This window comes from Streptomyces zhihengii, from assembly GCF_016919245.1.
GTDB lineage: Bacteria > Actinomycetota > Actinomycetes > Streptomycetales > Streptomycetaceae > Streptomyces > Streptomyces zhihengii.
The window spans coordinates 1,953,556-1,967,718 of sequence record NZ_JAFEJA010000001.1 but is presented as its reverse complement, the minus strand read 5'-3'; the positions used below and the strand labels follow the sequence as shown (position 1 = coordinate 1,967,718).

At 72.5% G+C, this 14,163-nt stretch carries 12 protein-coding genes; 7 read left to right on the top strand and 5 right to left on the bottom strand.

The window, feature by feature from the left end; genetic code table 11:
• Positions 1 to 21: 21 nt before the first annotated feature.
• Positions 22 to 471 (bottom strand): SPW repeat protein, encoded by a 450-nt coding sequence (locus JE024_RS08130; protein WP_205372956.1) that lies wholly within the window; start codon positions 469 to 471, stop codon positions 22 to 24.
• A gap of 242 nt (positions 472 to 713) precedes the next feature.
• Between JE024_RS08130 and JE024_RS08125 the strand changes: the two genes are divergently transcribed.
• Together JE024_RS08125 and JE024_RS08120 are read left to right on the top strand one after the other, a co-directional pair.
• On the top strand, positions 714 to 1,619 hold the full coding sequence (locus JE024_RS08125; RefSeq protein ID WP_205372955.1) for a shikimate dehydrogenase family protein: 906 nt from the start codon (positions 714 to 716) through the stop codon (positions 1,617 to 1,619).
• A 49-nt stretch (positions 1,620 to 1,668) separates the two neighbouring features.
• Positions 1,669 to 3,060: a class II 3-deoxy-7-phosphoheptulonate synthase gene (locus JE024_RS08120; RefSeq protein WP_205372954.1), complete on the top strand. Its 1,392-nt coding sequence runs from the start codon at positions 1,669 to 1,671 to the stop codon at positions 3,058 to 3,060.
• Between the two features lie 129 nt (positions 3,061 to 3,189).
• On the opposite strand, the gene JE024_RS08115 is transcribed toward JE024_RS08120, so the two are convergent.
• On the bottom strand, positions 3,190 to 4,452 hold the full coding sequence (locus tag JE024_RS08115) for an acyltransferase family protein (RefSeq protein WP_244882688.1): 1,263 nt from the start codon (positions 4,450 to 4,452) through the stop codon (positions 3,190 to 3,192).
• A gap of 266 nt (positions 4,453 to 4,718) precedes the next feature.
• Here JE024_RS08115 and JE024_RS08110 point away from each other — a divergent pair, with 266 nt between their 5' ends.
• The 4 genes from JE024_RS08110 to JE024_RS08095 are packed head-to-tail and all read left to right on the top strand — an operon-like array spanning position 4,719 to position 8,565.
• Positions 4,719 to 6,221, top strand: coding sequence for an FAD-binding oxidoreductase (locus JE024_RS08110; RefSeq protein ID WP_205372953.1), 1,503 nt, complete (start codon positions 4,719 to 4,721; stop codon positions 6,219 to 6,221).
• Positions 6,222 to 6,259: 38 nt separating this feature from the next.
• On the top strand, positions 6,260 to 7,522 hold the full coding sequence (locus JE024_RS08105) for a cytochrome P450 (protein WP_244882685.1): 1,263 nt from the start codon (positions 6,260 to 6,262) through the stop codon (positions 7,520 to 7,522).
• Positions 7,523 to 7,526: 4 nt separating this feature from the next.
• Positions 7,527 to 7,748, top strand: a complete 222-nt coding sequence (locus JE024_RS08100; RefSeq protein WP_205372952.1) for a ferredoxin — start codon at positions 7,527 to 7,529, stop codon at positions 7,746 to 7,748.
• 22 nt (positions 7,749 to 7,770) lie between these two features.
• Positions 7,771 to 8,565 carry a DUF2306 domain-containing protein gene (locus JE024_RS08095; RefSeq protein WP_205372951.1) on the top strand — a complete coding sequence of 265 codons (795 nt, stop codon included), beginning with the start codon at positions 7,771 to 7,773 and terminating at the stop codon, positions 8,563 to 8,565.
• 422 nt (positions 8,566 to 8,987) lie between these two features.
• On the opposite strand, the gene JE024_RS08090 is transcribed toward JE024_RS08095, so the two are convergent.
• The gene (locus JE024_RS08090) at positions 8,988 to 10,097 is read right to left on the bottom strand and encodes a Gfo/Idh/MocA family protein (RefSeq protein WP_244882683.1); all 1,110 of its coding nucleotides are present in this window, start codon (positions 10,095 to 10,097) and stop codon (positions 8,988 to 8,990) included.
• A 133-nt stretch (positions 10,098 to 10,230) separates the two neighbouring features.
• A complete protein-coding gene (locus JE024_RS08085) occupies positions 10,231 to 11,670 on the bottom strand; it encodes an MFS transporter (RefSeq protein ID WP_205376438.1) in 1,440 nt (479 codons plus the stop codon).
• Positions 11,671 to 11,879: 209 nt separating this feature from the next.
• Between JE024_RS08085 and JE024_RS08080 the strand changes: the two genes are divergently transcribed.
• Positions 11,880 to 12,323: a winged helix-turn-helix transcriptional regulator gene (locus JE024_RS08080; RefSeq protein WP_205372950.1), complete on the top strand. Its 444-nt coding sequence runs from the start codon at positions 11,880 to 11,882 to the stop codon at positions 12,321 to 12,323.
• Between the two features lie 151 nt (positions 12,324 to 12,474).
• On the opposite strand, the gene mhpA is transcribed toward JE024_RS08080, so the two are convergent.
• The gene (gene mhpA / locus JE024_RS08075; RefSeq protein WP_205372949.1) at positions 12,475 to 14,112 is read right to left on the bottom strand and encodes a bifunctional 3-(3-hydroxy-phenyl)propionate/3-hydroxycinnamic acid hydroxylase MhpA; all 1,638 of its coding nucleotides are present in this window, start codon (positions 14,110 to 14,112) and stop codon (positions 12,475 to 12,477) included.
• Positions 14,113 to 14,163: the final 51 nt, after the last annotated feature.

Sequence of the window (14,163 nt, the reverse complement as noted above, 5' to 3'; positions counted from 1 at the left end):
GCGACGCCGCGCGGGGGTGGCTCAGCTCATCGACGAGGGGCCGATGGTCGGCTTGCGCCCGCCGCGGCCGCCGGCGGCCATCGCGAGACCGCAGAGCAGGGCGACGGCTCCGACGATCACGTTGTTGACGACCGTGCGCGTGGTGGACACGTCGCCCGAGACGACCCACGGGGAGACGATCGTGAACGCGCCGATGGCGCAGGCCGCCCACGCCATGGCATGGGTGCGCTCGTACGCCGACGCGAAGCCGCTCATGCAGACGCAGTAGGCGATGCCGAGGATCAGGTTGGTCACAGCGAGACCGGTCAGCCCGCTGAAGCCCGCTATCCACGGCGACGCCGCCAGGTAGACGCCGGTGAGCAGGGCCAGGGCCTCGACGCCCTGGGCCGCGGGGTTGGACGTCGCGCGCTCGAAGCGGGAGCGCATCTCCGCGAGGTCCGGGTGCTGGGAAATGTCGGAACGGGTGGTCATGGCGGGCCGCCTCCTGTCGCAGCCTTATCTGTCCTTTATGTCCATGGAACGCCCGTCCCGGCGGCAGGTCAATGGGCTGTTAGCCCCGAATCGTCATGATTTATCGGCCGGGCGGCGCCCACACAGGGGGGTCTGAGGGGATGCCCGCCCGGCCGTGGCCCGCCTAGTGTCGTCGGCGATGCGGGGCCCGGCGCCCGGCGCCCCGGCGCACCGCCGCGGCCAGGGCGAACAGGGAGGCAACGGTGACCGGTACGGACCTCGCCGCACAGGACGCGCCCCCGGCCCGGCCCGGCGCCCCCGCCGTGTCCGGCACGACCCGGCTCTACGCCGTGCTCGGCGACCCGGTCGCCCAGGTGCAGGCGCCCGCGATGCTCAACCCGCTCTTCACCCGCCTCGGCACCGACGCGATCCTCGTGCCCGTCCATGTGCGCCCCGGCGACCTGGACACCACCGTGCCCGGCCTCCAGCGCGTCCGGAACCTCGACGGGCTGCTGATCACCGTGCCGCACAAGGCCGACTGCCTCCGCTTCGCCGACGAGATCAGCCCCGCGGCCCGCCTCAGCGGCTCGGCCAACGCCCTGCGGCGCGGCCCCGACGGCCGCTGGTACGCCGACAACTTCGACGGTGCGGGCTTCGTCCGCGGCCTGCGCGCCGCGGGGCACCGGCCCGAGACCGCCACCGTCTGCGTCGCCGGCGCCGGGGGAGCGGGCTCCGCCATCGTCGTCGCCCTGCTGCTGGCCGGCGCCCGGGTCACCGTCTGGGACACCGACACCGCCCGCGTGCAGCGCCTCGTGGAACGCCTCGCCCCCACCTGGCCCGGCCGCGTCCACGGGGCGGACGGCCCCGTCGACGCGGACATCGCCGTCAACGCCACCCCCCTCGGGCTGCGCCCGGACGACCCGCTCCCGTTCGCCCCCGACCGGCTGCGCCCCGGAACCCTCGTCGCCGACATCGTCATGAAGCCGCGCCGCACCGCGCTGCTGGCGGCGGCGGAGGCGTGCGGCCTGCCCGTCCACCCCGGCGCGCCCATGCTCGCCGAACAGCTCGCCCTCTACCGGGAGTTCTTCGCCCTCGACGGCCCCGGCACCGGCGCTCCGGGGCCCCTCGCGACCGGCGGGGAACCCGCCCCGGCGGCAGTGGAGACCTGATTACCGGAGGGTGGCCGCCCCCTCGCCGGGCCTCCCTACGCTCCACCGCATGCCAGCACTCATAGAGACCGTCACCCGCCCGCGTGAGGCGGCCGGGACGCTGCCGCCCGCAGTGGCGGCCCGGGTGACCGACGCACTCGCCCGCCCGGCTGCCCAGCAGCCCGACTACCCCCGCACCGGCGCCGTCACCGAGGTGCGCGAGACCCTCGAACGCATGCCGTCGCTCGTCCTGCCCGGTGAGGTCGACCGGCTGCACCGGCGCCTCGCCGACGTGGCCCACGGACGCGCGTTCCTGCTGCACGGCGGCGACTGCGCCGAGACGTTCGCCGGCAACACCGAGGACCACGTACGCGCCAACATCCGCACCCTGCTGCAGATGGCCGTCGTCCTCACCTACGGCGCCAGCCTGCCCGTGGTCAAGGTCGGCCGCATCGCGGGCCAGTACGCCAAGCCCCGCTCCAAGGCCACCGACGACCTCAACCTCCCCGTCTATCGGGGCGACATCGTCAACTCCGCCTCGCCCACGCCCGCTTCGCGGGTCGCCGACCCCGCCCGGATGCTCAGCGCCTACGCCCACTCCGCGGCCGCCCTCAACCACGTGCGCTCCATGATGGCCTCGGGCGCGGCGGACCTCGGGCGCGTCCAGGGCTGGAACCAGGACTTCGTCCGCGACTCCCCGGCCGGCGAGCGCTACCGCGCCCTCGCCGCGGACATCGACGACGGCCTGCGCTTCATGTCCGCCTGCCAGGCCGACCACAGCGCCCTGCACACCACCGAGGTGTACGCCAGCCACGAGGCCCTGCTCCTCGACTACGAACGGGCCATGCTGCGCACCGCGGAGGGCGACGACGGCAGGTCCCGCCTCTACGGGCTCTCCGGGCACTTCCTGTGGATCGGGGAGCGCACCCGCCGGCTCGACGGGGCCCATGTGGCCCTGGCGTCCATGCTCGCCAACCCCATCGGCGTCAAGATCGGCCCCGGCACCACGCCGGAACAGGCCGTGGAGTACGTCGAGCGGCTGGACCCCGACAGCAGGCCCGGCCGGCTCACCCTGATCAGCCGCATGGGCCGCGACAAGGTCCGCGACGTGCTGCCGGCCATCGTGGAGAAGGTCACGGCGACCGGCCACCGGGTGATCTGGCAGTGCGACCCCATGCACGGCAACACCAAGGAGACCGCCAGCGGGTACAAGTCCCGCCACTTCGACGACATCCTCGACGAGGTGCAGGGCTTCTTCCAGGTCCACCGCTCACTCGGCACCCATCCCGGCGGGCTGCACATCGAGCTCACCGGCGACCACGTCACCGAATGCCTCGGCGGAGCCCGCCGGCTGGACGACGCCTCGCTCGCGGCCCGCTACGAGACCAACTGCGACCCCCGGCTCAACCCCGAGCAGTCGGTCGAGATGGCCTTCCTGGTGGCCGAGCTGATGCGCGGCTGAACAGCGGAAGGCGCCCGGTGGATGCGGGCCTTCCGCATCCACCGGGCGCCGGCGGCCCGTCCGCCGCACCACACCCGGACGGACCGCCTCACCCGTGCCCGGCGGGGGATGTGCGGGCACGGGCGGCTTTCAGGGGCGCGCCGGGGCGCCGCCGGCCGACACCGTCGCGACCGGCTCGGCGGCCGGGGCCGCGACCGGCTCCGCGGGGGCCGCGGCGGGCACCGGAGGCACCGCGCCGGCCCGCTTGCGCGGCCTGCTCCACAGCTTCATCGCCGGGGTCTCCACACAGGCGTAGAGGAACCAGCCCGCGAGCAGCGTCGCCACGAACATCCCCGCCATCACCAGGACGGCCACCGGGGTGCTGTACGTCCCGTTGCCCAGCAGGGCCTGCCGGCCCCAGAAGATGACCACGCCCTGGCACAGGTAGAACCCGAAGGAGACATTGCCCAGCCACTGCATGACCGGACCGTCCAGGTACGTCTTCACCCCGCGGACGTCGGCGGACGCGGCGGCCGCGATGGCGACACCGAACGGCACCACCGTGACGGAGACGAAGTTGTACGGCGCTGGCGCGTACATCGCCGCGGCGTACCCGGCCGCGAGCAGCCCCAGCACCGGCACGACACCGATCCGCGGCCAGCGTCCCGCCATCACGATCCGCGCCAGCAGCATGCCCAGCAGGAACTCGAACATCCGCATCGGCGGGAAGGTGTAGTTGAACCACATCTGCGTCGTCGAGATCGGGATCATCGGCGAACGGGGGGTGTCCGGGATCAGATACGTCGTCACCAGCGCCACACCGACCGTCGACAGCGCGGCACCCGCCGCCCACCACCACAGCCGGCTCGCCCGGATCCGCCGCACACCGAGCAGCAGCAGCGGGAACGCCAGATAGAACAGCAGCTCGGCACAGAGCGACCAGGCCGGCGCGTTCACACTCATCTGGACATCGAACTTGTTGATCCAGGAATTCACCAGGAAAAGATTCGGCAGCCAGGTGCTCACCGGAGTGTAGGCGGACGCGAAGAGAATCATCGCCGCGGCCCACATCACGATGTGGTTCGGGAAGATCTTCACGACGCGCCGGCGCCAGTAGGCCGTCAGCCTTTCACCCGGCTTCACCGACCAGGTGATGACGAATCCGCTCAGCAGAAAGAAGAACGACACCCCCAGATAACCGGCGGGTGCGAAGAATTCCAGCAGCCCTTGCGCGATGTCCTGGTCCGCGAACGGATTCACCGGACCCGTGGGGTCGACCGGCCCGATCGGCTGGAGCGCGTGGATGAAGAACACCAGAAGAGCGGCGAAGAACCGCATGCCCGTGAGGGACGGAAGCTTGCTGCGGCCACGTATGTGCGGATCGGTGTCCACACTCGGAACGGTTGCGGGCACGGCCGATCTCCTTCGCTGGCGAGGCGGGGGAATTCCCCGGCGCCCAGAGCGTACGGAACAGGCCATCCCGCGAAAACCCTGAATTCGCGGAGGGTGTCGCGGGAGGCGAACTGAGGGGGGTGCTAGGGGAATACGGCCGGATCCGCCGCCGAATACGGTTCTCGCGCACATCCGACAACGTGCACATCCGACCGCCCATCCGACGACGTGCGCATTCGACGACGCGTGCAAGTGACAGCACGACACCATCTCCGGAGGAAGCAACCATGCTCGATCGAAGGAATCTGCTCCGCGCCGGCGGCGTCCTCGCCGCGACGGTCGCCACCGGGGCGGCCGCCGGAGCACCTGCCGCCGGAGCACCGGCCGCCGGCCGGCGCCGGTGCCCCGACTGGTCGGCCCTGCGCTCCCGCATCCAGGGCGATGTCGTGCTGCCCGGCGACGCCGCCTACGACGCCTCCAAGCAGCTCGCCATCGGCGAGTACGACGCCGTCACCCCCGCCGGCATCGTCTACGGCGAGACCCCCGCCGACGTCCAGGCCGTCGTCCGCTTCGCCCAGGACAACAGCCTCACACTGCGCACCCGCAGCGGCGGCCACAACTTCGCCGGCTGGTCCACCGGCGAGGGCCTGGTGCTCGACGTCCGCCGCATGAACCACGTCACCGGCGGCGGTTCGCCCACCGTCCACGTGGGCCCCGGCACCCAGAGCATCGAGGCGCTCGGCGTCCTCAAGCAGTACGGCCAGGGCATGGTCACCGGCACCTGCCACGACGTGTGCGTCGGCGGCTACTACTCCGGCGGCGGCGTCGGCTACCAGAGCCGCCCCTTCGGCATCGGCTCCGACCGCATGGTCTCCGCCAAGGTGGTCCTCGCCGACGGCCGCCTCGTCACCGCCTCCGAGCGCTCCAACCCCGACCTCTTCTGGGCGCTGCGCGGCAGCGGCGGCGGCAACTGGGGCGTCCTCGTCGACGTCGAGATGCGCCCCATCTCCGTGCCCCGGATGGTCTTCTACGAGCAGATCTGGAGCTGGGACGACGCCGAGAAGTTCCTCGACACCTGGCAGCAGTGGTACCGGACCACCCCGCGCAACAGCACCGGCCAGGTCATCGTGATCCAGCCGGACGCCGGCTCCGGCAACCCGCCGATCGTCCTCCAGCAGGGCGCCTACTACGGCACCAAGGAGGAGGCCGACGCCGGCCTCGCCGAGCTCGCCGGACTGGTCGGCTCCACCCCCGCCACCAGCAAGGTCCTCGACCTGCCGTTCGCCGACGGCATGCAGTACGTTTACGGCCTCGCCGAGGGCGGCTCCCACCCGCGCACCCTGTGGCAGCGGATGCGCGCCCGCATCGTCGACCAGCCGCTCGGCACCGCCGGGACCGCCGCCGCGCTCGCCGCCTTCGAGTCGGCGCCGCGCACCGGCCAGACCCGCTACCTGAGCTTCGTCGGCCTCGGCGGCGCCGTCGGCGACAAGGCGCCCACCGACACCGCGTTCGTGCACCGCGGCGCGCTCTTCCACATCGGCTACGGCGTCGCCCTGCCGGACGCCTCGCCCACCGACGAGGACGTCAACGCCGCCGTGGGCTGGGCCACCACCGGCTTCAACGTGATCAACCCGCTGTCCGGGGGCCACTCCTACATCAACTTCCCGGACATGTACCTCGACAACTGGCAGAACGCCTACTACGGCGTCAACTACGACCGCCTCAAGCGGCTGAAGAGGGCGTACGACCCGTACCGCTTCTTCGACCACCCGCGCGCCATCGGCAACTGAACCGACATCACCCACCAGGACAGAGAGGCGACCCGACGATGACGGTCACCGACCAGGACACCACCGGATCCAGCGCGACGGCGGCCGTGCCTCCGCCGGGCTGCCCCATGCACGGCGCACCGGCCTACCCCTTCGGGGAGCCGGTCGCCACCGACCTCCACCCCCGCTACGCCGAGGTCCGCGCCGAACAGGCGCTCACCCGCGTGGACATGCAGTACGGCGGCGAGGCGTGGCTCGCCACCCGGCACGCCGACATCAAGGTCGTGCTCGCCGACCCGCGCTTCAGCCGCGCCGCGACCGTCGGCAAGGACGTCCCGCGCGTCCGCAAGGCGTTCGAGGAGCAGAACATCGTCTCCATGGACGACCCGGAGCACGGCCGGCTGCGCAAGCTGGTCGCCAAGGCGTTCACCGTCCGCCGGGTCGAGCTGATACGGCCCCGCGCGCAGCAGATCGCCGACGACCTGCTGGACCGCCTCATCGCCTCCGGCAAGACCGGTGACCTGGCCTCCCAGTACGCCTGGATGCTGCCGATCACCGTCATCTGCGAGATGCTCGCGGTGCCGCTGGAGGACCACTACAAGTTCCGCGGCTGGATCGACACCTGGCTGACCATCGGCAACGAGCACACGCTCGAGGAGATGAACGAGGCCCGCTTCGAGAAGCTGCCCGAGTACATGGGCTCGCTGATCGCCAAGCGCCGCGCCGAGCCGGGCGACGACCTGCTGTCCGCCCTCGTCGCCGCGCGCGACGAGGAGGACCGGCTCAGCGAGGAGGAGCTGATCACCATGTCGATCGCGCTCCTCGCCACCGGCCACCACACCACCGCCAACCAGCTCGCGAACCACCTCTACATCCTGCTCAGCCGGCGGGAGCAGTGGGAGCGCCTGGTCGCCGAACCGGAGCTGCTGCCGACCGCCATCGAGGAGCTGCTGCGGGTCACCCCGCTCAGCCCCTACTCGGAGAACACCCGCATCGCGGTCGAGGACATCGAGGTCGGCGGACAGCTCGTGAAGGCCGGCGAGGCCGTCATGATCTTCCCCGCCGTCGGCAACCGCGACCCGCGCGTCTTCGCGGCTCCCGAGGAGCTGGACCTGACCCGCAAGCACAACCCGCACATCGCCTTCGGGCACGGCATCCACCACTGCCTCGGCGCCCCGCTCGCCCGGCTCGAACTCCAGGTCGCGCTCGGCACCCTGCTGCGCCGCCTGCCGAGCCTGGAACTGGCGGTGCCGGCCGAGGAGGTGCCGTGGAAGTCCGACCACGTGGTGCGCGGTGTGGCCGCGCTGCCCGTGCGGTGGTGACCTCATGACCTGGCACATCGAGGTCGACCAGCGGGCCTGCATGGGCGCCGGCCTGTGCAACGGCACCCTGCCCGACCGCTTCCGTCTCGTCGGCGGCAAGGCCGAGCCCACCGAGACGGGCATCGAGCCCGACGAGGACGTGCTCGACGCCGCCGACTACTGCCCCTACCGGGCCATCCGGATCACCGACATGGCAACCGGCGAAACCCTCGCGGCCGCCGACTGACTGACACGATGGGAGAACGGCCGTGACGATCACGACGACCGAACCGGAGCAGGCCGCCCCCGCGGAGAGACCCGCGGCCGGCCCCGCCCCGTCCCCGCACTGGTGGCGTCGCCCCTGGGTGGGACCCCTGGCCCTGGTGAGCGCGGTGTTCATCGCCATGGCCGTGCCGCGGTACCTCACCCTCGACCCCGCCGACTCCAAGATCCCCCCGGCGGCCGGACACCCGTGGCACTACGCGGTGCTGGTGGCGCACGTCGTGTTCGGCACGGTCGCCCTGGTGACGTGCTGCCTCCAGGTGTGGCCCGCCCTGCGGCAGCGGCATCCGAAGGTGCACCGCTTCAGCGGGCGCCTGTACCTGGTGGCGGGGGTGCTGCCCGCCGGTGTCTCCGGCGTCGCCGTCGCCCTCGTCAGCCCCTCGGGGCTGTCGATGCAGATGTCGACCATCATGACCTCGGTGCTGTGGGTCGGCACCGCGGTCGCGGGCTACCGGATGGCCAGGCAGCGGCGGTTCGACGACCACCGGCGATGGATGGTGCGCAGCTTCGCGCTGACGCTGTCCATCATCCTCAGCCGGATCCTCGGGGTGGTCTACGACTACACCATCCTGCCCCAGCCCGACACCCAGGACATCGCCCAGCTCATCGCCTGGGGCCAGGCGCGGGCGGGTCTGGCGTCGTGGCCCGGCTGGATCCTGCCGCTGCTCTTCGCCGAGTGGTGGCTGGTCGAACGCGGCTCCGGCGCACGCCACAAGGCCCGCCAGGCCCGCCGCAGGGCGGCCCTGGCGGCGTCGAAGACGTCCGCCGCCGGCCCGTCCTGACGCTCCGCCGCAGCGCACCCCGGGGCCGCCTCCACCACGGAGGCGGCCCCGCACGCGTGCCCCGCCGTACGCCGCACGCCACGCGTGCCCGCCCCGAGTCGTACGCGACGCGGGCCCGCCCCGCGCCGTGAGCCAGGCGGGCCCGCCCCGAGTGGTACGCGACGCGTGCCCGCCCCGAGTCGTACGGGGGTCGGTGCGCCCCGTGCGTCGGCCGGTGTCCGGGCGGCACGCGGGCCGTGCGCCCCGTGCAGGCGTGCCCCCGCGCCGTACGCGGGCCGGTGACCCCCGTACGTCCGGCCGGTGCGCGCCGCGCGTCGGCCGGGGCCCGGGCCGCGCACGGGCCGTGCGCCCCGTGATCCCCGCACCCGCACCGGTGCCCCGGTCCCCGCGGGGCGGGGGCCGGGGCACCGGTGCGGGCGGGATCAGGCGGAGGGGTGGGTGAGCCGGCGGCGTTCACCCGTCGCCGCGGACTCCTTGACGGCGTCGATGACCCGGTGCATCCGCGCCGCCGTCCCGAAGTCCGGCTCGTGCGGCTCGCCCGTGCGGATCGCCCGCGCCAGGTCGGTGTACACCTGGTGCACGTTGCGCACCGGCGCGGGCGCCTGCGGCAGCAGCGGCAGGTAGCTCGCGGGGACCGCGATCTCGACGGGCGGCCGGCCGCCCATGGCGTGGGTGAGGACGAACTCCGGGCCGACGAGGGAGTCGTCGGTGGAGCGCAGCACCAGCCGCCCCGCCGAGCCGTGCACCTCGATGCGGAACCCGTCGCCGTGCGGGCCGCCGGTCATGAAGTGCACCGACGACGCGGCGCCGGACTCCAGCAGGCCCCCCACCACGATCTGGTCGGGCGAGGTCACCTCCAGCTCCTCGCCCGTCTCCTCCATGGTGACGCTCCGGATGCGGGTCGTCAGCGTCGCCGACAGCTCGGTGAAGTCGCCGACGGCGTACCGGTACATGTCCATCGAGTGCCCGGCCACGACGGCCAGGTGGTTGACGCCCTTGGTGTGGTCGAACAGCGCCGCGTACCGCTGCGACCAGACCGTCGGGGTGGACAGCGAGTACGACAGCGAGGTGGAGAGGACCTCCCCGACGATCCCGTCCGCCACCAGGTCGCGCAGCAGGCGCACCGCCGGGTGGTGGCGGCTCTGGAGCCCCACCGCGTGCCGCACGCCCGCCTTCTCGGCCGCGTCGCGGAAGCGTTCCGCGGTCGGGGCGTCCAGCGCCAGCGGCCACTCGCTGTACACGTGCTTGCCCGCGGCGACCGCCGCCTCCACCAGGCCGTCCCGCTGGGGGAGTTGCACCGCGATCGTGACCAGGTCGACCTCGGGGTGCTCCATCAGCGCCCGGGCGTCGTCGAAGGCGTGCCGGGCACCCCAGGTACCGGCCGCGGCCTCGGCGGACTCCCGGCTGGTCCCGGCGACGGCCGTGATCTCGTAGTCGTCAGCGAGAGCCGACAGCGCCGGCAGATGGATGCCCCGCCCCCAGCCCCGCTCGGCGTGCGCTCCCACCACTCCCACACGGATCCTGTCCGCCACGTCGGTCACCTTTCGTCTGTGTTCTCTGTCGTGTCATGTCATGTCGGGTTCGTTGCGAGTCTGCCAACGGCACGGGGGCGTGACCGGTGAACTCCGGTCACGCCCCGCTCGGTTGCCGCCGCCGTCCACTCGGTCAGTGCACGACCACGGCCTTGACGGTGGTGTCGCGCACCGCGTCGTCCTCGCCGCCCGGCGCGTTCTCACCCGCGCCGGCCCCCGCCACGGGGGCCTTGTCCCGCAGGACGAAGAAGGTGACGAGCCAGGCCAGGAAGACGAAGCCGGCCGCGAACACGAAGGCCAGGCTGTATCCGTCCCGCAGCGCCTGGATCTGCGCGGTGCCCTCGGACACCAGGGTGTTGCTGCGCGAGGTCGCGACGGTGGCGAGCACCGCGAGACCGACCGCGGCACCGGCCTGCTGCGCGGTGTTGTTCAGGCCGGAGGCGAGTCCGGCGTCGGCCGGGGCGGCACCGGACATGGCCCGCATGATGACCGACGGGACCGTCAGACCCATGCCGAAGCCCTGGATGACCAGCGTCGGGGCCACGTCCACCCAGTAGTTGCCGTCGACGGGCGCCCGGCTGAGCAGCAGCAGACCGCCGCCGAGGAACAGCAGACCGGTCAGCAGCACCCGGCGGGTGCCGAAGCGCGCGGTCAGCCTCGCCGTGAAGAACAGCGACATGGTGCCGATGACCAGCGGCGCCGGAAGGAAGGCGAGACCGGTCTGCATCGAGTCGAAGCCCAGGACCCGCTGGAGGTAGAGGGCGTTGAGGAACTGGAAGCCGAAGCCCGCCGAGAAGACGAGGACGACGGCGATGTTGGCTCCGCTGATCTCGCGGTTGCGGAAGATGCGCAGGGCCAGCAGCGGGCGCGCCGCCTTCGCCTGGCGGATCAGGAAGCCGATGAGCAGGACGACCGAGACCGCGCCGTAGACGCCCAGCTCGGCGGCGCTGTAGTGGTCCTCCGAGACCTGCGAGATGGTGAAGACGCCGAGCGACAGACCGGCCGTCACCAGGACGGCGCCGATGGCGTCGGCACCCGCGCGCAGCCCGAGCCCGGAGGTCGTGGCCAGCAGCTTGATCCCGGCGACCAGGGCGATCGCGCCGATCGGCAGGTTGATGAGGAACACCCAGTGCCAGCCCAGCGCGTCCGTGATCACACCGCCGGCGATGAGGCCGATGGAGGCGCCGCCCGCGGAGACGAAGCTGTAGATGCCCATGGCCTTGGCCTGCTCGGCGGGCTCCGGGTAGAGGCCCACGATCATGCCGAGCACCACAGCGGACGCGAGTGCCGCGCCGACGCCCTGGAGGAATCGGCCGCCGATCAGCATCTCCTGGTTGGTGGCGATGCCGCAGAGCAGCGAGGCGAGCGTGAACGTCACCAGACCGGCGAGGAACACCTTCTTGCTGCCGATCAGGTCGCCGAGACGGCCCGAGAGCAGCAGCAGGCCCGCGAAGGCGATGAGGTACGAGTTGACGACCCAGGACAGGCCGCCCTGGGAGAAGTCGAGGTCGTTCTGGATGGTCGGCAGCGCGACCGTGACGATCGTCCCGTCGAGGATGATCATCAGCTGCATGGTGCAGAGCGTTGCGAGCGCCAGCCCGCGCGAACTGGTCGTGCCGGTCTGTGGGGTCACGGCTCTCTTCTTTCCTGAGGAGAAGGGGAGGGGTGCCGGCGGTCACCGGCGTGCGCGAAGACGTAGCTGCACAGGGGCTGACATGGTGCACGTCTTGTTACAGAGACCATGCTCTGGGACCATGAGGCGCAGCGGAAGGAGGCACTTTCATGTCCCAGGGGAACACCGATGTGACCACCGAGGTCAGCCCGGTGCGGCAGTGCGAAACTCCTGCCGCGCAGGCCGCGTGTTCGGTTCTCGAAGTACTCGGACGGGTGAGCGGCAAATGGAGTATCGGCATCCTGCTGGTCACCACGCAGGGCCCGGCCCGCTTCACCGAGCTGGAGCGTCAGGTGAAGGGCATCAGCCGGCGCATGCTCACCCTCACCCTGCGGAATCTGGAACGGGACGGCCTGCTGACGCGCACGGTCTACCCCACGGTGCCGCCGAAGGTCGAGTACACCGCGACCCCGATGGCCCGTGAGCTGTACGACTCGCTGCTGGCGCTGACCGGCTGGGCGGAGCGCCACCTCCACGAGATCGACCGCGCCCGGGCCGATTACGACGGCGCCGCCGCCCCCGAGGCCGTCCGCACACCGGCACTGGCCGGCTGACGCCCCCCGGCCGTCCGCACACCGGCACTGGCCGGCTGACGGCCCGGGGGCGCCGCGCCGGTCCCGTGCTCCGGGCGGACGCCCGGAGCGGGGTGCCCCGCCCGCGCGCCGCGCGCGGGACACCCACCGTCCGCCTCTCACGCCGGGCGCCTCAGCCCGCCGCGGCCGGTACGGCCGTACGGGCCGTCAGCTGCTCGCGCAGGGCCTCCACGAGCCGTCCGGCCTCCTCGGCCGTGCCCGCCGCGCCGAACACATAGGTGTCCGGCCGCACCAGGACCGTCCGCGCGCCGATGCCGTCCAGATAGGCGCCGAACGTGCCCTCCGCGTCGACCACGGCGCCCTGCGGCGCGCTCCCGGCCGGCGTGCCCGCCGGCAGCAGCCGGACCGTCCGGGCGCCGAGCCCGCGCAGGAAGGCCCGCTGGTCCGCGGAGAGGAACGTCTCGGGGTCGTCGCGCGACACCAGCACGAAGCCCCGTCCGACGACCTCGTCGAACAGCCCGCGCACGACGCCGTGGGACACCACCGGCTGCGGCACCTGGTCGCCCGAGCCGGGCAGCCGGCGGCCGCGGTCGTCCCGGAGCAGCAACCCCTTCGTCAGGGGCTGGAACGGGGACTGCTGAGGCCGCGCCAGCTTACGCTCCCGGGCCGCGATCATCACCTCGTCCCGGTCGGCCGCAGCCTTCGGATCGGTCTGGCAGATCACCTTGCCCAGGTTCACCGACATGTTGATGGCGTGCTGCACATGCGCCCGCCGTTCCGTCGGGTACGAGTCGAGCAGCGACTCGTCGGCGAGACCCGTCATCTCCAGGTCCAGCTTCCACACCAGGTTCGCCGCGTCGCGGAAGCCGGAGCTCATGCCCTGGCCCGCGAACGGCGGCATCAGGTGCGCCGCGTCGCCCGCGATCAGCAGCCGGCCCCGGCGCCACTGCTGCGCCGTGCTCGCCTGGAAGGTGTAGACGGCGTGCCGTTCCATGACGCCGTCGTCGGGGGTGATCCCGCACAGCGACAGCAGCCGCCAGGCCGTCTCCCGGGTGTCCATGTCCTGCTTGCGCTCACCGGGCAGCAGCATGAACTCCCAGCGGCGGTGCCCCGGGCCGGCCGACACCTGCGTGCGCGGGCGCCGGGGGTCGCAGATCTGGAGGTTGTTCGGCCGGAACTCGCGCCTGTCGTGCAGCACCAGATCGCAGATCAGCCACTCGTGGTGGAAGTTCAGGTCCCGGGTGCCGCCGCCGATGCGCTGCCGCACGAAGCTGTTCGCCCCGTCGCAGCCCACGATCCACCGGCCGCGCAGCCGCCGCCGTATCCCGTTCGTCGCCTCGACCGTCAGCCCGACGCCGTCGTCCGACTCGGTCAGCTCGACGGCCTCGTAGCCGCGCAACACCGTGAGCTGCGGCAACTGCTTGCCGCGCGCGATGAGCGCGTCCTCGAGACCGGGCTGGTACATCGAGGTCGACTCGGGCCAGCCGTTGCGGCCGTGCTCCTCGGCGGCGCCGATGTACAGCAGGTCCTCGCCCTCGCCGTTGCGCCACATGTAGTCGCCCGACGGCTCGCCGACCGAGGCGAGGTGGTCCGCCACCCCGGCCGCCGCCAGGATCCGGGCCGCCTCCCCGTCGAACGCCACCGCGCGCGGCATCGTGTAGGGCTTGGCGTGCCGTTCGACCACGATCACCCGGCGGCCCCGCTCGGCCATCAGGTTCGCCAGTACCTGCCCCACCGGTCCGTACCCGACGACGAGCAGGTCCGCCTCGTCGTCGGGCCACCAGGGGGCGCTCACACCGGACGCAGACATCGTGCACTCCTTTCCAGTGACGGTGCCGGCGCGGGCCCGGGGAGGGGCCCG